The following is a 24,014-nucleotide window of genomic DNA, read 5'->3' on the forward strand; positions in this document are numbered from 1 at the left end:
TTGTCTCCTTTGAGACGAACTGTAGGAGGCGACGACATCCGCCGCCATCAGCAAAGCGGCAAGGGGGCTTCAGGTTTCGTGAAGGGTTCTCTAGCGCAAAGTCGCGCCCGGCCAGCGGCCTTCGGCTACGACCGCCCGGGCGACATCGGCAAGCACGACCCGCGCAGCGAGCCCGGCGGGCGACAATTCGTCATCGGAGACGCTGACGATCAGGTTCGGTCTTCTCGCGTCGGCATCCGCGATCTGGACGCTCGCGAGAGCCGCGTTTTCCGGGCGCGCCAGCGCCGCGCCTGGCTGGATCGTTGCCCCAAGCCAGCCGCGCACCGCGTCCATCAGCATGGCAAGGCCATCGACTTCGGCGACGATACGCGGCTCGTACCTTGCGCGTTTGAATGAGGCGGCCAGCAGCGCGCGCAGGCCGTGTGATCCGCTCGGCAGAATGAGCGGCAGCTCGCCGAGCTTCGCGATGTGTACTTGTGAGCCGGCAGGCATGCCGCGAAGCGTGCTGGTGCCGATGACGAACAGCCGTTCGTCAAGCAACGGTATGACGCTCCAACGTTGGGCCGGCTCCTCGTGGAACAGGATCGCGAGATCGATCTGTCGCGCGCCAAGCATGGAAGCAAGATACCCCGACAAACTCTCGACCATGCGCAGCCGGACATCGGGGTAGCGTTCGCGCATCGCCTGCATGAAGGTCAGGCCCAGTACGCCCGTCGTACTCGGTGCGAGGCCTACGCTCACATGGCCCGAAAGACGGGCCTGGCGCGCGGCGAGTGCTGCATCGTCGACATGACGCAGTGCAAGCTGCGCTTGCCGCCAGAACGCGAGACCTGCGTCGGTTGGCACCACGCCGCTAGATGTGCGCTGCAGCAGACGGGTCGAGAGCTCGCTCTCCAGCCGGCTGATCTGCTGGCTCAGCGCGGACGTGACCACGCCGAGTTCGAGCGCCGCGCGGCCCATGCTTCCGTGCTCCACGACGCTGACGAAATATCGTAACTGTCGCAATTCCATGCGTTTCTCCGGAGCCTTTGCATGGGCTGCATTCTCGCAGAGCAACGGAAAAGGGCAAACTAAACGCGCCCGCAACGTAACTCTTTGATTGGTCGGGAAGCCGATAAGCTCGGGATCTCAATCGGTCCTGGCGTCGCGCTTCTGCCTGTCCTCTTCAATCGGTAGAGCGGTTCGGACCGAGATCGCTCGATCCGCAGGCGGGCTGTCAGGCAGCTATGGAACGCGCCATCAAGACGACCCCCAGAGGGGAGTCTGGTCGATGTGCACTCGTTCCGCAGCGCGACGGAAGTTGAGTTCTTCTGCAACGGCGACGAAGTCGCGAAGGTGTCGTAACTCGATCATCGTAAATTCCTCGGCTGACAGCCAGAAGCGGAAAGGCAGCACTCCAAGGAAGCAAATCGGGCGAAGCGACGAGGCGGGACGGAGACGGCAAGGATCATGGTCCATTCCTCCCGTTTTCCGCCCCTGATCACTGATTGCTTCTATGCCTTGTTCCCCTCGTGCGGCGTGCCGCGCTCTCATAAAGGATGAGGCAGACTGGTTGCGCGCTTGCGCATCGAGATTTCGACGGACCTTGTCGCACTGAGGAGCATCTCCGCGACCTGGTTGGTGCGACGCTGATTCAGTCGCTGGGTCAGGGCCGCAACGCTCAATGCGCCGACTGCCTGATCCATCGAGTCGCGAAAGGCGACACCGACAGCCCGCACGCCGAGAGTGACGCGGTTCTGAATCACGGCCGCGCCGATCTCGCGTGATTGCTCGCAGGCTTCGGCCAGATCTTCTGCGGACAGCTTGCCGAAAGCGGACAGACTGGGCGCCACCCTGGTGATGATCTCGGCGCGCTCCTCGTCGCCGATGGCCGAGAGGATGGCGAGTCCGCCCGCGCCCACGCCGAGCGGGCGTCGGCTGCCGACCTCCAGCACCAGGGTGCGGATCGGGAATTCGCCCTCGCGCCGGTGCATGCACACCGCATTGAAGCCGCTGCGCACGACTAGGTAGATCGTGTCGCCGGTCTCCTGGGCCAGCACGTTCATTGCCGGTTCGCACAGGTCACGGATGTCATGCATCGTCGAGCCGGCCACGCCCAGCTCGAAGGCCAGCGGCCCCAGCTTGTAGCCCCGCGTCTCGCTGTTGTGGGTCACCAGCGGCTCGGCCGCGAGCTGGCGCAGCAGGCGATAGTTCCGACAGTGCGAGTCCGCGGTTGCCGGCCGTCGCCAGCAGTTTCAGCAGAACGACTCCCCGCTTGAGTGAGCCTGCATCGGAGCTTGTTTTCATGTTCGATTAGTGGACAAAGCGCTGGTTTGTGTCCGGCCATTAGACAACAATTCGTCGAGTGGTTGCCCTGGAATGTTATGTTAATTGGACATCCATCACAGGGCGCTATAGGCACCGAGTGAACCGGGCCCAACCAGAAGGAGACAGGATGAATTCTCGAAACATGCGTCGCTGGACCACCGTGGCGCTGAGCGCTGCCTGCCTGTGGGGTGCCTTCGGCGCCGCGCAGGCGCAGAACGGCAAGGTGCGCATTGCTGTGGTCACGCCGCTGACTGGTCCGCTGACGTTCGTGTGCGTGAGCAGTGAGTGCGTGAAAGTCCACGTGCATTGAATGGAACTGAGGTAAATCCAAAAAATATTTCTTGTTCCGCCACATTCCTCTGTATTCCGATCTATTCCATCCACACCGACAACTCCACGCAATGGGTGTTGACGCCACGTGAACACCTGCGCAAGATGCAATGAAGGTCGTGTGTCGGAGGGCGGATTCAACCGGTCGATGCAATAGTTCGATGGAATCGTTCAGCCGGTGTTCCGTAATTCAGTGTCTTTCGTGGTCGCTCGTTCAGCCTTCGTGCCACGGCGTTGAGTTTAGTCTGGGAGTAGACCGACAGTTCGATGCCTTTCGGAAAGTACTGTCTTAACAGGCCATTGGTGTTTTCATTCGAGCCACGTTGCCAGGGGTGTTTCGGATCGCAGAAATACACGGCAATGTCGGTGGCGATGGTGAACCGTTTATGGTCCGCCATCTCTGATCCCCGATCCCAGGTAAGCGATTTATACAGTTCCTTCGGCAGCTTTCCAGCATGTCTGATGAGCGCATTGACTACTGTTTCGCTGTCCTTGCTCGCGATCTTCACCAGCATGACGTAGCGTGTCTGACGCTCTACCAACGTTGCAATCTGGCTGCCGCCGCTGCCACACAGGAGATCTCCCTCCCAGTGCCCCGGCACCGCACGGTCTTCCACGGTGGCGGGGCGCTCACGGATTGATACCGCGTCACGGATCCTGCCGTGATCGTCCGTTTTCTGCGTGTGATGGCGCGAGCGACGCATGGCCCGGGTGCGCCGTAGATGCTCCAGCAGCTCTTTCTTCAATGCACCCCGTGCCTGAATGAAAAGACTGCGGTAGATGGTCTCGTGTGACACGTGGTAGTCCTCGCTGCCTGGCCAGGCGCGTTTGAGCCATCCAGCAATCTGCTGGGGCGACCACTGCAACTGGAGCTTGTCGGCCGCGATATGGGCCAGCATCCGGTGCTCGACCAGTTTGCAGACTTTGCGGCGCAGCGACTGATCCCATGCCAGCTGGTCGGCGTGGCTGGCCCGATAGCTGCCCTGTCCACTGTTGCGCTTGATCTCGCGACGGATCGTGGACGGTGATCGCGACAGTCGCCGGGCGATTGCCTGAATTGAATCGCCCGCGACGAGGCCTCGCGAAATCTCCTCGCGTTCGGCATGCGTCAGCGCCAGCCCGGATCGCTGGCGGGGTGCCGGCTGGATTCCTCCAGTTTGCGCCAGAATTCCCTGTACCGACGAATGATTGCGGTCAAATAGCTGGGCGATGTCCTGCAACGACTCGCCTTTACGCCAGCGTTCCCACATCAATGCTTTCTGGCTTTCGCGGTAATAAGATCCGGCGCCTCTGTTTCATCTGCAACACCCCCGCCGCTCATGCGACGTTCATTGTGTTGCATCGACCGGTTGAATCCGCCGGGTAAAGCCGACGTTCGAATGCCCGAACGAAAGCATGGTCGAAGGGGCAGTAGATGGCCCGGTGCCTGCCTTTGGCGACAGCGATCCTTCGTGGTTGACGTCGCCGAAGGCACATTGGTCGAAAAACCGTCGCGAACCGTTGCCGATAGTCGTCGCGGCTGCCGTGCAGAAAACGTCATCTCGCACTTACTGGAGCGTGATTTCGCCATCAAACTCCACTTTCAGCTTGAGCCCTGCAACTTCCAGCGTTACTTTTGCGGGAAACGATTCCGTACCTGCGATGGTGCCGTCAGCAAGGGCCTTGGTTACCGCGTGCTCGATCTCGCGCTGCGAATTGACGCCAACCATTTTTAAGAACTTGCGTATGCTGAGGTTGAAGACTTCTTCATTCATTGACAGCTCCCATTTTCCGATGAAGGAGAGATTCCCGACAGTGAAGTTAAACCCAGCCGGCGGGCATCGACATGCTATCGAGAGCAACTGCCCCCGATGACGATGGCGACGATCTTGTCGCCGCCGAGGGTGGTGAGTTCGACTTCCGCATTCACTGCTCCATCGGCGAGGGACGTGATCTTGCCGCCACGTTACGCGACTGCTACGCGGCCTGAGCTAGTTCAAAAGGTGAGCGCGGCAGGGATTCGCCATCCACGAATGCAGTGGCACTGCGCGCGGCAAACGCGAAAGCGCATTCTTGACTCGCGAACTCTCCGAGATTCCCGAGTGAAGTAGCTTCACCGCCTTCCGCTAAGATTGATGCACGCGCTACAAAGGCTTTGCCATGCTTCGTGACGCAGGGCTGAATTACTGCGCCGTGGTGATATAGAACCATGGCAACTCCTCTCATTGATGTTCGCGGAATCGGCGATGGCAGTTTAATGCCCATCCTGGTCAAGGGAAAAATGTTACCTTTCCTCGCAGGACGCATAAATAATACATAAAGGCCAATTGGTTTGGCGGGGAGAAATTTTAGCCCGTTTGCCAAAGGGGTTCTGATGGCCAGCCGATTACCACGTGCCCCGCTAACCCTTCCCTACGTGTGGATGGTTCCGCGTCGCGGCATGCCGGAGCCTTTGGCCCGAAGTGAACGTCATACGCCACATCAGCTCTCATTTGGCAACGTCAAGAAGTCACGGGTTACGCATGCAACGCCTTGGCACGCAACACGTCATCATGATCCAGGGTCGACGCGCCCGGAACGTACCCTCGGGACTCGTTCGATCGAATCGTTCAACGCGATGATAGACAGTTACACCTGCAAGGAACTCAGCCGGTCGACACCACAGATGGGAGGTAACGAAGGGGGTGCAATGAGTGAATCGTTGATGGGAACTTTGATCGGCTCGTTGGTGCTAGTAATTGCGGCGATTTCCATGGTAAGCCACTATCGTCGCGAACATCGTCGCGCTCAGTCCCTGCGCATTCAACCGGTCGCGTATCCATCCCAAAGTCGAAATTCATAAGCGTTCTTTGAAAACTGCGCGTCCAAAATAAAATGCCAGTCGCACCAACAACGGACTGGCTTTCTTCGCGCTCAAGTATCGGGCGTACTTCGCCCGCTCGATCCATATAACCGCGACGCCACTCCCGCGTCAGTCCCTCGCGCAGAGTAAGCGCAAAGTGGCCGTCTCTCCGGCACCCTTCACACCGCGACGCACCCGCGGGCGCGGACATGCATACCTCGGTGAAAACGACGCGGAGTTGTCCCGCGACTACCGCCATCTCCAGTGCCCGCTTAACGCGCCTCCTCGTCAGGCCGTTCGTTGGTATCGCTTGGATACTTGGACTCTCCATAACGAATCAACAGCACACCTAGAGCTATCAGCAAGATGGCGCCGGCCGAGGCGGCAAGATGCAGCTCCGTATTCGCGCCAGCGCGCAGGATCACGTCGCGCGCGATCGAGACCATCGCTATGTAGAGCGGAAAACGCACCGGCAATTGCCCCGCCTTCAGGTATTGCCCGACCATGGCGAACACTTCGAGGTATAGAAACATGAGCAGCAGATCGGTCAGTGTAACGTCGCCGGAGTCCGCCATGTTCCAGATTAGGTGCCCCATCGCCAGGGCGGTCCCGATGCCGATGACCAGCAAGCCGACCAGTTCGGCCATCTCTATCACTTGCTCGAGCCGCCTCTTGATGCTGTGGTGCAGGGCACCTTCATACTTCATGCACATTGCTCCTCGTGGGGTTGGAATGGTATTGCAACGTAGCGGCTCGTCGGCACCAGTGCACCGAGTGCTTGCCGCGCCTGCAGCGGACGCAGTGTGACCGCGCAGGGCGTGCCGTTGAGAAAGAGGGATAGTGACCAGTGCCGATGGACGCAGCACAGATTGCGGGCTTCACGCGGATCAAACGGGCAGCGCCCATTTGCAGCTGTCTCCCGCTGTTTGGGAAACGACACCCGAGGCGCCGCTATGTAACGTAGCATATTGGCGTGGCGCACAGCTGCGTCACAGAGTCGCCACAGGTTTGGCATAGTATCGGGATTCGACCGTCACGCGATCAGCGCGGCTGGTGCGAAAGGCCTCATGCAGGTTCTGCCGACCGCCCATCCGCAGGTGGTCGCGCTGAACAAGGACTTGTCCGACCCCGCCGAGAACGTGCGCATCGGCTCTTCGATCCTTCGTGGTTATCTCGACGCGACGTAAGGCGATCTGAATCTGGCATTAATGCGCTACAGCGGCGGCAGCAAGGGCTACGCGCGTCGCGTCGCGCTCAGTATGCGGCAGTTTGCGATCGGTCTGCGCAGGGGTGAGTCCCTTTCCCGCGCTGCTCGACCTGCATTTACACGATTTCCAGGCGCGGCGCCGGATTGTCTCCCAAGGCGTCGAATGATCTGACGCATGCGTAACGCGGCTTCGTTGTTCGCAGGCCGTGGGCCGTAGCCGGTGGGTTGTCGTGCCAACCGCTGCGCAGTGGCACTTCGCTACCGCACCGCGATCGGGGTTATGTGCAATTACTGCAATCGCGTCTTCAACTCGTTCGCGAGCTGGCGAATCGCGGCTTTTGTCTCCGCATCTTCGGCGAGCGCGTTCAGCAAACCGAAGTCGTGGATGGTGCCGTCATAACGGAACGTCGCGGCTTCGTTACCCGCTGCGTCGAGCTTGCGGCCGTAGGCTTCACCCTCGTCGCTCAGCACGTCGAACTGCGCAACCTGAATCAGCGCAGGCGGCAGGCCCTTCAACTGATCCACCGAGGCACGCAACGGCGACGCGTAGATCTCGTTACGCTGGGCCTGATCCGTCGTGTAGGCATCCCAGAACCATTTCATCATGGGGCGCGTCAGGAAGTGGCCCTCCGCGTAGGCGTTGTAGGATCCATCAGCGAAATTGTTATCCGTCACCGGCCACATCAAGCCCTGGAAGCGGATCGCCGGGCCTTGCCTGTTCTTCGCCATCAGGCTGACGACCGCGGCCATGTTGCCGCCCACGCTGTTGCCGACCACCGCGAGGCGGCTACCATCCACGCCGATTTCTCCGCCATGGGCAGCAACCCACTTCGTGGCGGCATAGGCCTGATTGATTGCGACCGGGTAATGCGCCTCCGGCGACGGCGTGTAGTTCACGAATACCGCCACTGCGCCGGATTGCACGACGAGGTCGCGCACCAGACGCTCGTGCGTCTGGAAGTCGCCGAGAATCCAGCCGCCGCCGTGGAAGAACATGAACACCGGCAGGGTGCCCGTCGCCCCTTTAGGACGGACGATGGTCAACGGCACGGTGATGCCGTCCTGTTCGATGGTCTTGCTGGATACGTCGATTCCGGACAGATCGACCTTCACGCCGTTCTGCGCGTCGACCAGCACCTGACGCGCCTTCGCTGGCGGCAGTGTGTTGAGGGCGGGTCCCGTGCCGCTGTTCAGCGCCTGGAGGAACTGGCTTGTCACGTGGTCGGGCGTAGCGGGCGCAGCGGAGTTCGCCGCGACTGCACACGTAGTGCTGGCAGCAAGGGTGACGGCAACCAGCAGGGGCTTCAATGATTTCATGGCGGATGCTTTCTTCAGATCGGGTTAGAGGATGGTCGTAACGAATTGGATCAAACGAGGGTGAGCGTGACGTCGATGTTGCCGCGCGTAGCGTTGGAGTACGGGCAGACGATATGAGCCTCGTCGACCAGGGCCCGCGCCGCTTCGCGCTCCATGCCGGGTAGCGCTATCTTCAGTTCGACCTCGATGCCGAAGCCGTTCGGGAGGGCGCCGATGCCGACGCTGCCGTCAATCGAGACATCTGCCGGGATGGCGATCTTGTCGCGGGCAGCGACGAACTTCATCGCGCCGAGAAAGCACGCGCTGTAGCCGGCGGCGAACAGCTGTTCGGGATTGGCGCCTTCACCGCCTGCCCCGCCCAGTTCCCTCGGGGTGGTGAGCCTGAAGTCGAGCTTGCCTTCGGGGACGACGGCACGGCCGTCGCGACCGCCTGTGGCGTAGGCGTGAGCGCGATAGAGAACTTTTTCGAGTGACATGGTGAAGTTCCAATACAAAGGTGTGGTTGAGGAAATAGTTGGCTGTGGGCGTTACGCGCGGCCGCCATCGGTCAATGCGCGGGCGGCGATCGCGCCGGATAGTACAAAAACGCCAATGAGTTTCATGTTCATGGTCATTGATTCTCCGCTATGCATCTACTGCTAGATAGATGAATCAGCGAGGGAAGATATGATGTCCTCACTTTCCGTCTAACCCTCGACTATCTATGCAAAGATAGATAGACGGCCAATTAAAGAGGTGAATCACCACCTCACCATACAGCTTTACTGCACTACCGCTTTACCGCACTTACTTTCAAGGTAGCCTCGATATCTTCGAGCCGGGCCCTCATCTTAAACAACCGGCTTGCCAGTACACTGCCCTGATAAGCCGCGAAGAGGGCGCGCGCGGCATTTTCCGGTTTGCCGTTGACCGTCAGCGTATGCTCCTGCGCACCTTGCGCGAGCACTTTCGCCAGCCAGCTTTCGTTGGCCTTGAAAAAAGCCTGTATCGCATGCCGGATGTTGTCCGGCAGCGATTCGATGTCGGCCGCGAGCATGCCGCACAGACAAATCTGATTGCCGTCCCCCAGGGTCCTGCCAAACAACTTCGTGTACTTGCTGAGCTTCGCATCGGCCGGCAACGCAGCGTCGATTGCCTTGACGGTATTGAGTACTTCGCTGCTGTACTCATTGACCGCTTCCAGTACCAAATCGTCCTTCGACGGGAAGTAGTAGTGGATACTCGACGTCTTCACGCCGACCAGTTCCGACAGGTCACGGTAGCTAAAGCCGTTGTAACCGCGGAGCATGATCAGTGTGATCGCGTGGTCGAGAATCTGCTCGCGTACTGTTGATGTCGTGTCCATAGGCTTGACTTTATCTACTGATAGGTAGTCGGTCAAGGGAATTTTTCTAACTATGTTGTTTCAGAGCTCGATGGTCGGATCGGAAAGGCCGCGTGCCCGCGCCGTGCGTTCTCTTGCACGCTGACACCGCGCGGCCGCGTGTATCGATCCGGGCCAATGCGCTAGCGCGGCAGCGTCTGCTCGTACATGTATCGGCGCGACCACGGCAGCGTCGCCGCGCTGCGCCCGGCCTTGCGGCAGACGATCTGGTAGATCGAGACGTCGTCGTGCTCAAACGCGTAGGCGCAACCCGCCAGATAGACGCGCCAGATGCGGAACTTCACTTCATCGACGAGCTTTCTGGCCTGCTCGGCTTGCGCCTCGAAGTTCCCGCTCCAGGTGTTGAGCGTGCGGGCATAGTGTCGCCTCAGGTTCTCGATGTCGATCGCCTCCAGTCCGCCGCTCTGCAGCGCCTCGAGCGCGACACTAATGTTCGGTAGTTCGCCGTCCGGGAACACGTATCGGTCGATGAACTCGTTGCCGCCGAGGCTGGTCTCGCGACTGTCCGCGCCGGTGGACGTTATCCCATGGTTCATCGCGATGCCGTCGTCGGTGAGCAACGCGCGGATCCGAGAGAAATAGTCAGGCAGATTCCTGCAGCCGACGTGCTCGAACATGCCGACACTCGTGATGCGGTCGAACTGGCCTTCGACGTCGCGATAGTCCTGCAGGCGGATCTCAATGCGGTCCTCGAGTCCCGCTGCTTTCACGCGCGCAGCGGCGAGATCGAACTGGCTCTGCGAAAGCGTGATACCTACACAGCGCGCGCCGAACTTCTGGGCCGCGCGCAGCACGAGCGCGCCCCAGCCGCAGCCGATGTCGAGCAGGCGCTGTCCGGGCTGCAACTGGATCTTGGTGAGGATGTGGTCGATCTTCTTGAGTTGGGCGGCGGCGAGGTCTTCGTCGCCGTTCTCGAAGTACGCGCACGAGTAGACCATGTTTTCGTCGAGCCACAGTTGGTAGAACTCGTTAGAGACATCGTAGTGATATTGGATTGCCCGCTTGTCGGACCGCCTCGTGTGACTCATGGCGCGCATGACGCGCACAGCAGAGAGGGTGTTCGTCACAGTGCTACGGGCGAGCGCATAGCCGATGTCGATGATGTCCGTGAGCCTGCCTTCGATATCGATCTTGCCGTTCACGTAGGCCTCGCCGAGATTGTCGAGACTCGGATCGAGGAGCAACGGCAACGCGGATGCGCTCCTGACGTTCAGCGTGACATGAGGCTCGGCGAACGTCCCAAAATCGAAGTGCTCACCATTCCACAACACAAGGCGCGCTGGAAGGTTTGACGTCGACCGTATTTCCTCCGACCAGTGGGCCAGTTTTTTTCCCCAAAGCATCAAGATTCTCCTTTTTCCGTTGTAGCGATTTCTGCCTGGCTGCCGATCGGGCACCGGGCGTGAAGAGGCGAGCCCGCGGGTGCCGCATGCGAGACGGGCGCCGCCTGCCCATGCGACGCGAGCAGTCTGGACACTCGGCGCCCAGATCCGCTGCCCGTCCGATCGGCGGAGAGCGAGGGAGCAGAAGCCGGCCCGTGTAGTCTAGGACGCGTGGTTTGGGGGCCGCTATACCGGTTGCGCAAAGCAGATTTTCGAAGATGGTGAGTTGCCGAGAGGCGGCGTCTGTGCGTCAGGGCGGTGCCCAGCGCGCAAAACAGTATTCTGGAAAAGGGACTTCCGGGGCGCACGGGCTGCCCTTTACCGTACTTGTCCCGCAATCGGCCGGATGAAGATGGATGCGCACCGCGCGGTTGCGTGCGCGCGTCGCTACTGCCTTAGCACATTCCAGCAACACTGAACGTCACAAGGAGCGTATGAGTCTGTGCAAGTCCCTCCGTAAGAGATGTGTCCTCCTCGCGTTGCTTTGCTCGATCGCGCTGCTTTCGAATAGCGCACCGGCCCAGACCGCACCGCCCGCGGTCAAGGCGCGCGCCTGGGGCTTAATGGACTCGTCGAGCAATCAGATCCTCGCCTCGCAGGACGCCGAGGCGCGCATGGAGCCTGCGTCGCTCACGAAAATCATGACCGCGTATCTGGTCTTTCAGGCGCTGCAAGACAATAAAATCCGCATGGACGAAACAGTGTTGCCCAGCGATGCCGTTCGCTCCGTCGGCAAGGACGAATCGAGGATGTTCATCGAGGCGAACAAGCCGGTGTCCGTTCACGATCTGCTCTACGGGTTGATTGTAGAGTCCGGCTACGATGCCGCGATTGCACTGGCGGAAATCGTGGGCGGCACGCAATCGCATTTCGTCGACATGATGAATGCCCAGGCCCAGGCGCTAGGGATGAGCCACACGCACTTTGCGGACGTCAACGGCATGCCTGAACCGAATCACTACACGACGACAGGCGATCTGGCGATTCTCGCGATGCGCCTGATTCACGATTTCCCGCAGGACTATCCAATCTTTTCGGTCAGGACGTTCACCTACGACAACATCCGGCAGTTAAACCGTAATCGCCTGCTCTGGCTCGATCCGACTGTTGACGGTCTCAAGACCGGACATACCGATGCCGCCGGATATTGCCTGATCGCCAGCGCCCTGCGGCCCGTACCCGGCGCCCCCGGCATGACGCGGCGTGTTATCAGTGTCGTGATGGGCGACCCGACAGGATCCGACCGTGTGCGCGACAGCCTGAAAATGCTCGACTTCGCCTACGATGCGTTCGAGGAAGTCGCGTTCTACAAGACCGGTCAGGCGGTCAAGACGTCCCGCCTCTACGAGGGCAAGGCATTGAGCGTCAGGGTGGGCGTGGCGAAGGACCTGATGCTGACTGTGCCCGCCGGTCAGGATCGCGGCGTCAAGCCGAAGGTCTCAATCGTGTCACCGCTCGTCGCGCCGCTCGCCATGGACCAGAAGGTGGGCAACGTCGAACTCGTCTCAACGGACGGCCGGGTTCTCGCACAGGCGCCGCTTGTCGCGCTCGACGCAGTTCCGCAGGCCGGACTCCTTGCGCGAGCGTGGGACTTCATGCTGCTGCACCTCAATCGGCCCGGCTGACGGGATCGGGGCACGGCTCGCGGCGTCCTGCGCCAGCATGCCGGGCGACGGCGTCCGTGCGCGGACGCGCGCCGGCGCGCGGCCTGCGTTGTCCGTCCTCGTCAGCCGCCGGTGACAGGCGGGAAAAACGCGACTTCGCTGTCCTGACGCACGACGAACGTGCCAGCGACCAACTCGTGGTTGACCGCGGTGCGCACCGGGCGGCCCTCGCTCAGGGCGTCGGCCATCCGTGCGTTGCGCGAGGCGAGTCTCGCCCGGAGGGCGTCCACCGTCAGATGCGGCGCATCGATATCGACGGTTTCGTGCTGGATGGCAACTTGTTCGCGAATGCTCGCGAAATACTGGATGGTGAGTTTCATCGTTGCATTCCTGTTGCTTGGGCGGTGGGGCAACGCTAAGTCAGCCCCTCCGCGTCATGGCCTGCTCGTCGCGCGTTCTGGCTTCGACCCACTCGGCAGAGCCGTCGCGGCGAACCTCTTTCTTCCAGAACGGCGTATGTGCCTTCGGAAGGTCCATCACGAACTCGGCCCGGATTTCGCGTGCGGTGAGCACCGTCTCGCTCGACCAGGCGCTCGCGCCACCGACGTCCATGTATTCGATAAAGCGCACAGCGACATCTGTATTCCTGAAGGCGCACGCGCGGCAGGATCTCGCTGTCGTTGACGCCGCGCTCGATTACGGCATTCACCTTGACTGGGGCGAGTCCGACCGCGCAGGCCTGCTCGATGCCGTCGAGAATGCGCGACACGGATAGCGCGACGTCGCTCATGCGGCGGAACACGGCGTCATCGACGGCGTCGAGGTTCACCGTGACGCGGCCGAGACCTGCATCGCGTAGGGCGCGCGCCCGGGCCGCGACCAACGAGCCGTTCGTCGTCGTCGCGATGCCCATCGGCTTGCCGCTGACTGTCGTAAGACGTGCGAGTTGTTCAACGAGCGATTCGAGTCCGCGCCGCAGGAGCGGTTCGCCGCCGGTGATGCGAATGTTTTCGACGCCGAGCGACGCGAATGCTCCCGCGACCTTCTCCATCTGATCGAACGACAGCCGCTCGGACGCGCGCAGGGACGGGTAATCGGCATCGAAGACGTCGAGCGGCATGCAGTAGGCGCAGCGGAAGTTGCACTGGTCGATGACGGAAAGACGCAGACTGCGCAACGGGCGCGCAAGCGTGTCGAGAACGGCGTCGTGACCGGTCTGCTCTGGGGTACGGCGGCGTCGGTGATGGGGGGCTCGGCGATGGCGTTCACGATCTCTTCGAGAGTCCGTAGCTGGCGACAAGGGTAGGGCATCGGGCTTCACTGCACTGGCCTCCAAAGCCGGACGATGCCCGCGAACAAGGTGCGCTTAGGATAGTGCGCCAGCCTTCCGCCCAGAATGCACAGTCGGCGTCTGATTAAAGCAGTACGTTGCGCGAGCGCGGCCGGCTTGCGGGCTTCATGCGCATGCCGCACAGAACGAAGGAAGCTCCGAGCGACGTCAACGCGCTGCGGGTCATGTCGCGCTCGCCGACTGACGCGCCGCCCGACATCACGATCAGGTCGGACTGCGCACGCAATGCGCGCAGGGTCGCGTGGATCGCACGAGCGCGAGTCTCCTCGCGGCCGTGGTCCGAGGTGCGCTGGTGGCTTCGTCGAGCGCTTCTGCGGGCACTGGCGCGCCGAAGGGTCGCTTGCCGGTGACGCTTCGCACGCGGCGACACTAAGAAAAATGCCGTGCGCACAGTGTCCCGCGCGCAAGGCGTTGTTGACGTAGCGCGGTGGCCGCCTAGTGCTTGACCGGCACCAACTTGCCGCGGAACAGATGGTATTGGTAAAGATTGTAGCCGACCATGATCGGGAAGACGGTGCCGATGCCGAAGAGCATGAAAGTGAGCGTCGCGCTATCCGAGGCGGCGTCGGCAACGGTCAGCTGGCCCGGCACGATGTACGGGAACAGGCTGATGGCGAGCCCCGCGAACGAGATCACGAAGAGCAGCGTCGCCCCGATGAACGGGCCGTGTTCGCCACGCATGTGGATCGCGTAAAGCACATACAGGAACGCCAGCGCAGCGAGCACCGCAAGCGCGATCAGTAGATGGAAGACGCCCTGTTCCTGCCAGCGCGTCACGCCGACCGGGCTCAGCTTCAGCGTCGCGAACGAAACCACGAGGGCGGCGGCCACGGTCGTGAAGACGGAAACGATGGCGTAGCGGCGCGCCGAGCTCTCGAGTCCGCCCGTGGTCTTCTTCACGAGCCAGGTCGCGCCGAGCAGGCAATAACCGGATACGACGCCGATCGCCGTGACTGCGACGAAGCCGAGGCTCGATGCGCCCGGCACGAAGCCGGTAAGAATCTTGCCGAGCACGATGCCTTGCGAGACCGCGGCGAGCAGGCTGCCGATGCCGAAAACGCGGTCCCACACGATCTTGCTCGAGTGGGCCGAGTGACGGAACTCGATGGCCGCGCCACGCATGATGAAGCTCGCGATCAGCACCATCACGGGGACGTAGAGATCAGAGAGGATCATCGCATAGGCTGCTGGAAAGGCGCCAAAGAGGGCGCCGCCGAGCACGACGAGCCAGGTTTCGTTGGCGTCCCAGACGTGGCCGATGGACTGGACCATGAGGTCGCGGTCGCTCTCGCGGCGCTGCAGCAGCGTGAGCACGCCCACGCCGAGGTCAAAGCCGTCCGTGACGACGTAGAGCACGAGCATCAGGCCGATGAGCCCGAACCATGCGTGATTCAACAGGTCCTGGGTTGATGCGGGGGTCATGATGATTTCCTGTAAGGTCAAAGCGAACTGGGGAGACGGCGCAGATCAATACTCCACGGCGTGCGCGACGGCCTGGCGTGCGGGCTCGGCCGGCGGCATCAGGTCGAGATCGGGACCTTGACGCAGCCAGCGCCGGGCGAACACGAAGAACGACACGATCAGGATGACGAACAACGCGCAGAACATGATCATGCTGCCCAAAACGGTGCCGGCCGGAATGGCGGAGGCGGCGTGCTCGGTGCGCAGCAGACCGTAGACGAGCCACGGCTGGCGGCCCACCTCGCGCACGATCCACCCGCTTTCGACGGCAATGTACGGCAGTGGGATCGCCAGCACCCAGGCGAGCAGCAGCTTGCGCTGTGCAAGCAGCTTGTCGAGGTGGCGGCCCGACTTGCGCAATGCGTAGAGGGTCCAGAATGCGAGCACCATCAACAGGAAACCGATCCCGGCCATGACGCGAAACGCGTAGTAAAGCAGCGGGATCATCGGCGGCTGATTCTGGACGGGAATGTCTTTCAGGCCCGTGACCTGACCGTGCAGGCTGTGCGTGCCGAGAACGCTCAGCAGGCCGGGCACTTCAAGCGACCAGTCGTTGCGTTGTTTGGCGGCATCCGGCCATGCAAGGAGCGACCAGTTCGCACCGGTGCCGGGTGCGTTCGTTTCCCAGTGGCCCTCGATCGCGGCGCCCTTGGCTGGCTGCGTTTTGAAGACGTCGACGCCGCTCGAATCGCCGAGCCAGATCTGCACGGGCGCGACGAATACCAGCAGCAGGAGCGCGAGCTTGAACGAGCGGACAAAGAACGCCGGATCGCGACGCTTGAACAGGTAGTACGCCGAGATGCCGGCGATCACGACAAGGCCCGTTTCGAGTGCGGCGAACCACATGTGCGACGTGCCCCAAGGCATGTCCGGGCTGAAGATCGCCTTGAGGTAGTCGGTGACGACGAGCTTGCCGTCCACCACCGTCACGCCGCTCGGCGTTTGCAGCCACGAGTTCGCGACCATGATCCAGAAAGCGGAGAGGGACGAGCCGAACGCGACCATCGCGGTGGCGAACAGGTGCACGCCTTTGGGCACGCGACCCCATCCGAGCATCATGATGCCGACGAAGCCCGCCTCCAGCATGAACGCCATGGCCCCCTCGAAGCCGAGGATATTGCCGAAGAACTGGCCGGTGTATTGGGAAAACGGTCCCCAGTTCGTGCCGAACTCCAATTCCAGGGGAATGCCGCTCACGACGCCGACGGCGAAGTTCAGCAGCAGCAGCTTGCTCCAGAACCGCGCGTGGCGGTACCAGACGACGTCGCTCGTCTTGACCCAAAGGATTTCGACGACGAGCAGAAAGGCGGACAGGCTGATCGTGAGGATCGGCCAGAGTATGTGGAAGATCGCGGTCAAGGCGAACTGACCGCGGGCCAGATTCAGGGCTTCGATAGACATGGTGATCACCAGGTGATTAGAGAACAGGAAAGCGCGCGACTCGACCCGACAGTGGGGAATCAGAACGCAGGCAGCACGGGCGGCTCGGACGAACGGTGCAGCAACACCGGAATCGACTTCGAGGTCGGGGTGTTGCAGACGTCGCCCACGCTCGACAGCGGGACGAGCGGATTCGTCTCCGGGTAGTACGCCCCGATGCAGCCGCGCGGAATGTCGTATTCGACGAGGCGGAAGTGGTCCGCACGGCGTTCGATGCCGTCGTCCCAGACCGTGGTCATGTCGACCCAGTCGCCGTTCTCGAAACCGAGCGTGGCTATGTCGGTCGGGTTGATGAAAACAACGCGTCGCTGGCCGAAGACGCCGCGATAGCGATCGTCGAGCGCGTAGACCGTCGTGTTGTACTGGTCGTGAGAGCGCGTGGTCATCAGCGTCATCAGGCGTTCGCCGTGAATCGCCTTCGCACGGGCGATCGGCGTGTCCTGCTGCACGGCGTGCACGACGAAGTTCGCCTTGCCGGTCGAGGTCTTCCAGTCGCGCTCGCGCGAGGCGACGCGCAGATGGAAGCCGCCCGGGTGCTGGATGCGCTCGTTGTACCGGTCGAAGCCCTCGATGGCCTGCTCGATGGCGTCGCGGATCTTCGCGTAGTCGCGGGCATACGCGAGCCAGTCCACCTTCTCGTCGCCGAGCGTGGCGTGCGCGATGTTCGCGACGATTGCCGTCTCGGACATCAGGTTCGGCGAGGCGGGCTTGTTCATGCCATACGATATGTGCACCATGCTCATCGAGTCTTCGACCGTGACCCCCTGAGCGATGCCATTTTGCACGTCAATCTCGGTGCGGCCGAGCGTCGGCAGGATCAGCGCATCGGCACCGTGCACAAGATGGCTGCGGTTGAGCTTGGTCGTGATGTGGACCGTGAGGTCGCAGGAACGCAGGCCGTCGAAGGTGCGACGGGTGTCCGGGGTCGCCATGGCGAAGTTGCCGCCCAGCCCCATGAACACCTTCACTTTGCCTTCGATCATGTGCTCGACCGTCTCGACGACGTCGAGACCATGCTCGCGCGGTGGATCGAAGTCGAACACCTTGCCCAGCCGGTCAAGGAAGGCCTGCGTGGGCTTGTCCTCGATGCCCACGGTCCGGTTGCCCTGCACGTTCGAGTGGCCGCGCACGGGACACAGGCCGGCGCCCTCGCGGCCGATATTGCCGCGCATCATCAGCAGATTTGAGAGCATGTGCACGGTCTGCACCGAATGCTTGTGCTGCGTAATGCCCATGCCCCAGGTGGCGATCACGCGCTTGCCGTTGGCATAGATGCGCGCGAGACCTTCGACGTCTTCGCGGGCGACGCCGGACTGCGCTTCGAGAAGCGGCCAGCTCTCGCTGCGCAGGTCGTCGGCGAACGCGCTGAAGCCGAGGGTGTGCTGGTTGATGAAGTCGAGATCGAGCACGCGTTCCGTGCGGTTTTCAATCGCCTTGTCGTCGAGCTCGATGAGATGCTTGGCCACCCCCTTGATGAGCGCGAAGTCCCCGCCCAGTTTCGGCTGGATGAACGTCGAGGCGATCTTCGTGCTGCTGAAGGTCAGCATTTCGACCGGGTGCTGCGGGCTCGCGAAGCGTTCGAGACCGCGTTCGCGCAACGGATTCACCGATACGATTGTGGCGCCGCGGCGCGACGCTTCACGCAGTTCGCCCAGCATGCGCGGATGGTTCGTGGCCGGGTTTTGCCCGAAGACGATAATGGTGTCCGCCAGTTCGAAGTCGTCGAGCGTGACCGTGCCCTTGCCTACGCCCACCGTCGTCGGCAGGCCGCGGCTGGTTGCTTCGTGGCACATATTCGAGCAGTCGGGGAAGTTGTTCGTGCCGTACATGCGCACGAACAGCTGGTAGAGGAACGCGGCCTCGTTGCTCGCGCGTCCCGACGTGTAGAACGCGGCTTCGTCCGGCGAATCCAGCTGGTTGAGATGCCTTGCAATGAGCGCGAAGGCGTCGTCCCAGGCTATGGGCCGGTAGCGGTCCGTGCGGGCGTCGTACACCATCGGGTCGGTGAGCCGGCCATGCTGCTCGAGTTCGTAATCGGTCTGCTTCATGAGCGATTCGACCGTGTTCGCCTCGAAAGTCGCCGGTGTGACGCGCTTGGTCGTGGCTTCGGCCGCGACGGCCTTCACGCCGTTCTCGCAGAATTCGAATGTCGACGCGTGCTGGCGATCGGGCCATGCGCAGCCGGGGCAATCGAAGCCGTCCGGCTGGTTCTGCTTGAACAGGGTACGATAGTTGCTGCCGGCAACGCGCTCCTTGATCAGATTGATGGCGACGTACTTCAGTGCGCCCCAGCCGGCGGCGGGGTGGTGATACGCCTCGATTTTGCCTTTTTGCTTTGCCTTGTCCATGCCCTTGGCTCCGTTGACTTCGCGCGGGCCCCGGTCTTTTTTCGACAGAGCCGCATACTGCGATTGATTGGCGTAAGCGTAAAAGCAAAGGCCGCGTTCACGAGTGCACAGAATCCCCCGACTTGCTCGAGTACAGTTCGTCGAGTGGCAGCACAGTCGAAGCGCTGTGCTGCGTGCGGCGTTCAGGGGGAAGGACTGTGAACCTTTATGAAAGGCTCGCCGACGACATCGAAAATCTGATTCGTAAAGGCGTGTATCGGCCCGGCGACCGGGTGCCATCCGTTCGACAGGCGAGCCAGCAGCACCGCATCAGCATCACGACGGTGATTCGCGCGTATCTGCTGCTGGAAAGCCGGGGAATGCTGGAAAGCCGCCCCCAGTCAGGCTACTTTGTGAGCCTGCGCGCGCAAGAAGGCGACCGCTCCGCGCACGGGTTGTGTCCGACACGACCGATTGCCGTGTCTGCTTCCGTCGACGTGAGCCGGCTCGTGCTCTCGACGCTGCGCTCGATCAGTGTCGACCGCGCCGTGCCGCTCGGCTCGCCCTATCCCGATCCCGAGCTCTTTCCGTTCGAGAAGCTCAATCGCTATGCGTGGGCGGTCGGCCGCAACAAGGCGCTGTGGGGAGTGACGAACGGCTTGCCGCCCGGCAGCCCTGACCTCCTGCGGCAAATTGCCCGGCGCTACCTCGAGAACGGCATGACCGTCGATCCGAACGAGATCATCGTGACGGTAGGCGCAACGGAGGCCATCAATCTGTGCCTGCAGGCCGTCGCCAAGGCGGGCGACGTCATTGCGGTCGAATCGCCGACCTTCTACGCGATGCTCCACGCCATCGAGCGTTCGGGCATGAAGGCGATCGAGGTGGCGACGCACCCGGAGTACGGCATCGACATCGACGAGCTCGCGCGGATCATCGACTCGCAGCCGATTGCCGCCTGCATGGTGATGCCGAACTTCCAGAATCCCCTCGGTTTTCAGATGCCGGACGAGCGCAAGCGCGCGCTCGTGGAACTGCTTGCCGGCGCGGACATTCCGATCATCGAAAACGGCGTCTGCAACGAGCTGTACTTCGGCAAATCGCATCCGAGCACGCTGAAGTCGTTTGACAAAAAAGGAACGGTGCTGCACTGCGCGTCATTTTCGAAGAGTCTCACGGCGGCTTACCGCATCGGCTGGGCGCTGCCCGGCCGCTATCGCGACCAGGTAGAGAAGCTGAAATTTCTGAACACGCTGACTACCCCGGTCATTCCACAACTGGCGATTGCGGAATATCTCGAGCGCGACGGCTATGAGCATCACTTGCGGCGCGTGCGCAGGAACTACGCGCAGCAGGCCAGTCTGATGAGAGCGATGGTCACGCGCTTCTTTCCTGCCGGCACGCGAATATCGAGCCCGGCGGGAGGCTACGTGCTGTGGGTCGAGTTACCTTCGAAGGTCGACTCGATGATGCTCTACAAGCTTTTGCTCGAAAAGCGCATCACGATTGGCCCCGGCTACATGTTCTCGGTATCGGACAGCTACCGGAATTTCATCCGCCTCAACTACAGCAGCTCGTGGTCGACCGAAATCGAGCAGGCTGTCATCACGGTCGGCAAGCTGGCGACGGCGTGCGCGCGCTGAAGCAGGCGGCCAGGCACGCTAAGGCCTCTGAAAGCGGCCGGTCTCGTCGGCTTTATCATCGCACCGGAGAAAAGGGGAGCGGGTTCGCCACACCGACCGAGCGGACATGGCCCATCGTTCGAAGCACACCAAGGCGCGTGGCACGCTGGTTTCGCCATCAAAGGGCTAGACATGAGATGTTCTCCGGATCTGGACGTTAGCTAAGCTCGTAGCGCGGGCCGGGCTGGATCGCGGGCGGCACTTCCTCGTCGGTCAGTTCGAGCACGGCGCGTTCGATGTTGCGCGTCATGGCATCGAGTGCCAGGCTGTTCGGCGCGAGGCCGAAGGGGTCCGCGATTTCGCTCGCGATGGCTTCCAGCGCGAGCAAGGTGTAGGACACGAATACGCATATGAGCGGCGTGGCAAAGCCAATTGAGTCGATGAGACCGAAGGGGAGCAGGGCACAGTAGGCGTAGACGGTTCGATGGAGCAGAACGCCGTAGGCGAAGGGAATCGGCGTCGCGTGGATCCGCTCGCATCCGCCGACAGCCGCGCCGAGTTCGTCGAGCGGCCTGTCGAGCATCCAGAGGTGGATGTCGGCCAGCACGCCCGCGCGATTGAGCGCGGCGAGACGCATACGCGCTTCGTCGAGCAGCAGCATCGGCGTGAAGAGGCGGCCGCGAAGCTCCGCGGCCTGTGCGGTGCCGAGCAGCTTCGCAAGGTCGGCCGACGGGTCCGAGTGACGGAGTTGATGCTTGAGCGCATAGGCGAATGCGATCAAGAGGCGAACAAAAGCGGCGTTGTCGAACATGGCGCTGTCGCCGGGCACGTAGCGGCGGACCTGCGAGGTGAGCGTACGCGCGGCGATGAGCACGTTGCCCCAAAGGCGGCGTGCTTCCCAATAGCGCTCATAGCTGGCGCTGTTGCGAAACGCGAGGAAGATCGTCAACGCGACGCCGCACAGCGTGAAGGGCGTCGTATTCAACGGAACCTTTTCGCCGAAGATGCGGCCGTGCGTGCACATGGCCAGCACGCTCACGAGTGTCATCAGCGCCAGTTGCGGAAGGATTGCCTTAAGGACAGATCCGTGCCACACAAAGAGCATGCGAAACCAGTTGGGCGCCGGGCGGACGATCATGACGGAGATAACGTGTGGGCAGTCAAATGGGGCGTTTCACTCTCTGTGAGAGGGTGAATCACGGTGCAGGACGTGTTTGCCTGCTGCTCGCGGGTGCATAGCAGGAGATTAAATGCGATCGGCTGCAGGGTTGAGATACATTTTGGCGGCTTCGTCAGGGGTACAGTTCCGATAGTTGTATGTGCCTGCCGAGGCATCCTGGCAATCGTCAGCGGTTCTTCAGCCTGGCGCTATTGGTATCGTTTTTCCATGGCAACACCTTATACGAGTGAAGGTGTTGCACTTCAACTTTGAGAACGCGCAGCCTTCGCCGCTTGTCGCCATTCTTCAAGGAAAAACTGGAAGCCGCCCAGTTGCTGCGCGAGGTAGCCGCCCGTGGCCATCGATTCCGGTGCGCGACGATCTCCGGTAGGTGGGTACTCGTCAGAAAAATTGGCTGTACGAAACACGATGTCCCAGATCGGAAACACAGCGCCGTAATTGCAGGAGTTTCGCCCCGCCGCCCGCAGGCCGTGATGCAGCCTGTGAAAGCGCGGCGAGACGATCAACCGGTCGCCGAGCCAGCCGAACGAAAGCTTGATATTCGCATGGCTCAGGCTTTCGATGAAGCGCATGATCAGGAACAGCAGCGGAAATTGCAGCGGGGGAATGCCGATCGCGAGACCAACGGCGCCGAACCAGACGCCGGCGACCAGTTCATCGAGCACATGGTTGCGGTCATCCGACCAGAAACTCATCTGCCGCTGCGCATGGTGCAATGCATGAAGTGCGTATGCGCTGCGAGATGAATGCGACAGGCGGTGACGCCAATAGTCGGTACAGTCGAGTATCAACGCATACGCAATGAAGGTGACGACCGGATGCCCGAGAAGCGGCGGTATAAGCATCTCGAGCGTCGGAGGTATGTAGCCGTGCGCGATCACAAAACCGTACACCCATACCTGTACCTGGTAAAACAGCAGGAAACTAAAGACAGGCAATACGCCGACCCGGTTGAAAATCGTATAGAACGCGTCGATCACCACGGCTTTCCGGTTTTCCCAGCGCTCGATCGGAAAGAACACTTCGAGCGGCCAGCACACTGCGTACGTGACGATCACCGCGAATAGGCCGTAGACGCCGACAAGCGCCCAGTCGAACGACAACTCCTCCCAGTCCATCCAGCCGAAGTGATACAGCACCGGCAGAATGAGATGCGTGTCGATTTCACCGGCCAGCATACTGAACCACCTGTCGAGAAATACAAGCATGATGCGCCCTACAGGTTTTCAGCTGTAACGAAACCAGGCCGGCTCATTTGAGTGCTGAGGAAGATGCCGTGCGGCGAGCGCCCCACGTCGATGGTTTCGTAGTTGCCACTGGCCGGATCCAGCACGGCGACCTGTTCACGGAAACGCAGCGTCACCCATAGCTTGCCGTCGGGTGCAACGCTGATATCGTCTGGCCCCCCAGCGTGAAGCGGATACGTGCGAAGCAGTTCAAGCGTGGCGGAGTCGAGCGCTGCCAGCGAGCCTCCGACACGGTTCGTGACGTAAAGCGTCCTGCGGTCCGGCGTGAGGAAGACATTGTGTGGACCGACACCGGTTTTGACCCGCCGCAGCACGTTACCCGTTACTGGGTCGACTTCCGCCACATGGTCGCTGCCCATCACGCAGACCAGCACCTTGCCGTTGTGCCAAAGCACGCCGGCGGGCGTTGAGCCGAGTTCCGACTTCCAGCGGATCGTCATGTTCGTCAGGTCGAACGACACGAGCGTGCCAGACTCCTGCATCGAATTGAAGCTCCACCGCGAGTCCGGCGAGAAGCCCAGATGGCTTGGCATCTCGCCGGGCGAGAAGCGCTTGACCAGCGTCAGGTCATCGGACCGGTACACGTCGACGTAGTTGATCCGCAGTGCGTTGATGACGAGGTAACGTTGATCGGGTGTAAAGCCGAGCTGATAGGGATCGGCAATGACTTTGTGGCCAAGCGACGTGCCGTTGCGCGGGTCGACTATGAACAGCGCATTGCCGCTGGCGTCGGCGATATAGAGCTTGCTTTTATCCGGTGAAAGGGCCCAGTGGCTGGGCTCACGCATTGTCGGCAAGGTTCGGACAACTTTGCGCGACGTCATGTCGATGACCGAGACGCTGGCTTCGCCGGAGTTCATCACAATCGCGAGAGAGGGGGAGGCCGCATTGGCGAGGCTCGAACGAAGGGCGAGAAATGGCGACAGGCCGAGTCCCAGCGGAACGGCGAGCCCACCGCCAAGCAGCGCGCGACGTGAAAGCTTGATGGAATAGGGCATTTCGGAATTAGATTGCGCAATGATGCTCAAAGCTCA

General features: G+C 61.5%; 20 protein-coding genes and 3 pseudogenes. 4 read left to right on the forward strand and 19 right to left on the reverse strand.

Going from position 1 to position 24,014, the window contains the following annotated elements; all coding sequences use genetic code 11:
* Positions 1-90 precede the first annotated feature (90 nt).
* The 3 genes and pseudogenes from OKW29_RS23365 to OKW29_RS23375 all read right to left on the reverse strand — a co-directional run bounded on the left by OKW29_RS23365 (position 91) and on the right by OKW29_RS23375 (position 2,153).
* The gene (locus OKW29_RS23365) at positions 91-1,011 is read right to left on the reverse strand and encodes a LysR family transcriptional regulator (protein ID WP_429292775.1); all 921 of its coding nucleotides are present in this window, start codon (positions 1,009-1,011) and stop codon (positions 91-93) included.
* A gap of 243 nt (positions 1,012-1,254) precedes the next feature.
* Positions 1,255-1,350: pseudogene (locus OKW29_RS23370) on the reverse strand (LysR family transcriptional regulator); the annotation flags it as partial.
* A 179-nt stretch (positions 1,351-1,529) separates the two neighbouring features.
* Positions 1,530-2,153 (reverse strand): IclR family transcriptional regulator, encoded by a 624-nt coding sequence (locus tag OKW29_RS23375; RefSeq protein WP_429292776.1) that lies wholly within the window; start codon positions 2,151-2,153, stop codon positions 1,530-1,532.
* A gap of 281 nt (positions 2,154-2,434) precedes the next feature.
* On the opposite strand from OKW29_RS23375, the gene OKW29_RS23380 reads away from it, so the two are divergent.
* The gene (locus OKW29_RS23380; protein ID WP_429292777.1) at positions 2,435-2,617 is read left to right on the forward strand and encodes a hypothetical protein; all 183 of its coding nucleotides are present in this window, start codon (positions 2,435-2,437) and stop codon (positions 2,615-2,617) included.
* A gap of 157 nt (positions 2,618-2,774) precedes the next feature.
* Here the strand turns inward: OKW29_RS23380 and OKW29_RS23385 are convergent.
* The 3 genes and pseudogenes from OKW29_RS23385 to OKW29_RS23395 all read right to left on the reverse strand — a co-directional run bounded on the left by OKW29_RS23385 (position 2,775) and on the right by OKW29_RS23395 (position 6,165).
* Positions 2,775-3,936, reverse strand: a pseudogene (locus OKW29_RS23385) (IS30 family transposase).
* A 248-nt stretch (positions 3,937-4,184) separates the two neighbouring features.
* Positions 4,185-4,391 carry a DUF6494 family protein gene (locus OKW29_RS23390; protein WP_429292778.1) on the reverse strand — a complete coding sequence of 69 codons (207 nt, stop codon included), beginning with the start codon at positions 4,389-4,391 and terminating at the stop codon, positions 4,185-4,187.
* Between the two features lie 1,339 nt (positions 4,392-5,730).
* Positions 5,731-6,165: a phosphate-starvation-inducible protein PsiE gene (locus OKW29_RS23395; RefSeq protein ID WP_429292779.1), complete on the reverse strand. Its 435-nt coding sequence runs from the start codon at positions 6,163-6,165 to the stop codon at positions 5,731-5,733.
* 261 nt (positions 6,166-6,426) lie between these two features.
* Between OKW29_RS23395 and OKW29_RS23400 the strand changes: the two genes are divergently transcribed.
* The gene (locus OKW29_RS23400) at positions 6,427-6,645 is read left to right on the forward strand and encodes a lytic transglycosylase domain-containing protein (RefSeq protein ID WP_262413625.1); all 219 of its coding nucleotides are present in this window, start codon (positions 6,427-6,429) and stop codon (positions 6,643-6,645) included.
* Positions 6,646-6,953: 308 nt separating this feature from the next.
* Here OKW29_RS23400 and OKW29_RS23405 read toward each other — a convergent pair whose 3' ends face one another.
* From OKW29_RS23405 to OKW29_RS23420, 4 genes are all read right to left on the reverse strand, one after another.
* Entirely contained in the window at positions 6,954-7,982 is a 1,029-nt protein-coding gene (locus tag OKW29_RS23405; protein WP_429292780.1) for an alpha/beta hydrolase, read from the reverse strand.
* A 50-nt stretch (positions 7,983-8,032) separates the two neighbouring features.
* Positions 8,033-8,458, reverse strand: a complete 426-nt coding sequence (locus OKW29_RS23410) for an organic hydroperoxide resistance protein (RefSeq protein ID WP_429292781.1) — start codon at positions 8,456-8,458, stop codon at positions 8,033-8,035.
* A 293-nt stretch (positions 8,459-8,751) separates the two neighbouring features.
* Positions 8,752-9,327 carry a TetR/AcrR family transcriptional regulator gene (locus OKW29_RS23415; RefSeq protein ID WP_429294917.1) on the reverse strand — a complete coding sequence of 192 codons (576 nt, stop codon included), beginning with the start codon at positions 9,325-9,327 and terminating at the stop codon, positions 8,752-8,754.
* Positions 9,328-9,488: 161 nt separating this feature from the next.
* Positions 9,489-10,709 carry a class I SAM-dependent methyltransferase gene (locus OKW29_RS23420; RefSeq protein ID WP_429292782.1) on the reverse strand — a complete coding sequence of 407 codons (1,221 nt, stop codon included), beginning with the start codon at positions 10,707-10,709 and terminating at the stop codon, positions 9,489-9,491.
* A gap of 473 nt (positions 10,710-11,182) precedes the next feature.
* On the opposite strand from OKW29_RS23420, the gene OKW29_RS23425 reads away from it, so the two are divergent.
* Positions 11,183-12,373, forward strand: coding sequence for a D-alanyl-D-alanine carboxypeptidase family protein (locus OKW29_RS23425; RefSeq protein WP_429294918.1), 1,191 nt, complete (start codon positions 11,183-11,185; stop codon positions 12,371-12,373).
* Between the two features lie 101 nt (positions 12,374-12,474).
* Here OKW29_RS23425 and moaD read toward each other — a convergent pair whose 3' ends face one another.
* From moaD to OKW29_RS23455, 6 genes and pseudogenes are all read right to left on the reverse strand, one after another.
* Positions 12,475-12,732, reverse strand: a complete 258-nt coding sequence (moaD, locus tag OKW29_RS23430) for a molybdopterin converting factor subunit 1 (RefSeq protein ID WP_429292783.1) — start codon at positions 12,730-12,732, stop codon at positions 12,475-12,477.
* A gap of 169 nt (positions 12,733-12,901) precedes the next feature.
* Positions 12,902-13,621: pseudogene (locus tag OKW29_RS23435) on the reverse strand (radical SAM protein); the annotation flags it as partial.
* Between the two features lie 146 nt (positions 13,622-13,767).
* The gene (locus OKW29_RS23440) at positions 13,768-13,902 is read right to left on the reverse strand and encodes a hypothetical protein (RefSeq protein ID WP_429294919.1); all 135 of its coding nucleotides are present in this window, start codon (positions 13,900-13,902) and stop codon (positions 13,768-13,770) included.
* 236 nt (positions 13,903-14,138) lie between these two features.
* Positions 14,139-15,125, reverse strand: coding sequence for a cytochrome d ubiquinol oxidase subunit II (cydB, locus tag OKW29_RS23445; RefSeq protein WP_429292784.1), 987 nt, complete (start codon positions 15,123-15,125; stop codon positions 14,139-14,141).
* 45 nt (positions 15,126-15,170) lie between these two features.
* Positions 15,171-16,565, reverse strand: a complete 1,395-nt coding sequence (locus tag OKW29_RS23450; protein ID WP_429292785.1) for a cytochrome ubiquinol oxidase subunit I — start codon at positions 16,563-16,565, stop codon at positions 15,171-15,173.
* Between the two features lie 59 nt (positions 16,566-16,624).
* Positions 16,625-18,952: an FdhF/YdeP family oxidoreductase gene (locus OKW29_RS23455; protein ID WP_429292786.1), complete on the reverse strand. Its 2,328-nt coding sequence runs from the start codon at positions 18,950-18,952 to the stop codon at positions 16,625-16,627.
* A 197-nt stretch (positions 18,953-19,149) separates the two neighbouring features.
* Between OKW29_RS23455 and OKW29_RS23460 the strand changes: the two genes are divergently transcribed.
* Positions 19,150-20,574 carry a PLP-dependent aminotransferase family protein gene (locus tag OKW29_RS23460; protein ID WP_429292787.1) on the forward strand — a complete coding sequence of 475 codons (1,425 nt, stop codon included), beginning with the start codon at positions 19,150-19,152 and terminating at the stop codon, positions 20,572-20,574.
* A gap of 196 nt (positions 20,575-20,770) precedes the next feature.
* Here the strand turns inward: OKW29_RS23460 and OKW29_RS23465 are convergent, their stop codons facing one another.
* The 3 genes from OKW29_RS23465 to OKW29_RS23475 form a co-directional block, all read right to left on the reverse strand.
* Positions 20,771-21,691, reverse strand: coding sequence for a bestrophin family protein (locus OKW29_RS23465; RefSeq protein ID WP_429292788.1), 921 nt, complete (start codon positions 21,689-21,691; stop codon positions 20,771-20,773).
* A 284-nt stretch (positions 21,692-21,975) separates the two neighbouring features.
* Positions 21,976-22,911, reverse strand: a complete 936-nt coding sequence (locus OKW29_RS23470) for a sterol desaturase family protein (protein ID WP_429292789.1) — start codon at positions 22,909-22,911, stop codon at positions 21,976-21,978.
* Positions 22,912-22,949: 38 nt separating this feature from the next.
* Complete coding sequence (locus OKW29_RS23475) at positions 22,950-23,978, reverse strand: YncE family protein (RefSeq protein ID WP_429292790.1); 1,029 nt, start codon at positions 23,976-23,978, stop codon at positions 22,950-22,952.
* Positions 23,979-24,014 lie beyond the last annotated feature (36 nt).

Origin of the sequence: Paraburkholderia sp. CI3 (assembly GCF_050436505.1) — a bacterium.
In the GTDB taxonomy this organism is placed as follows: domain Bacteria; phylum Pseudomonadota; class Gammaproteobacteria; order Burkholderiales; family Burkholderiaceae; genus Paraburkholderia; species Paraburkholderia tuberum.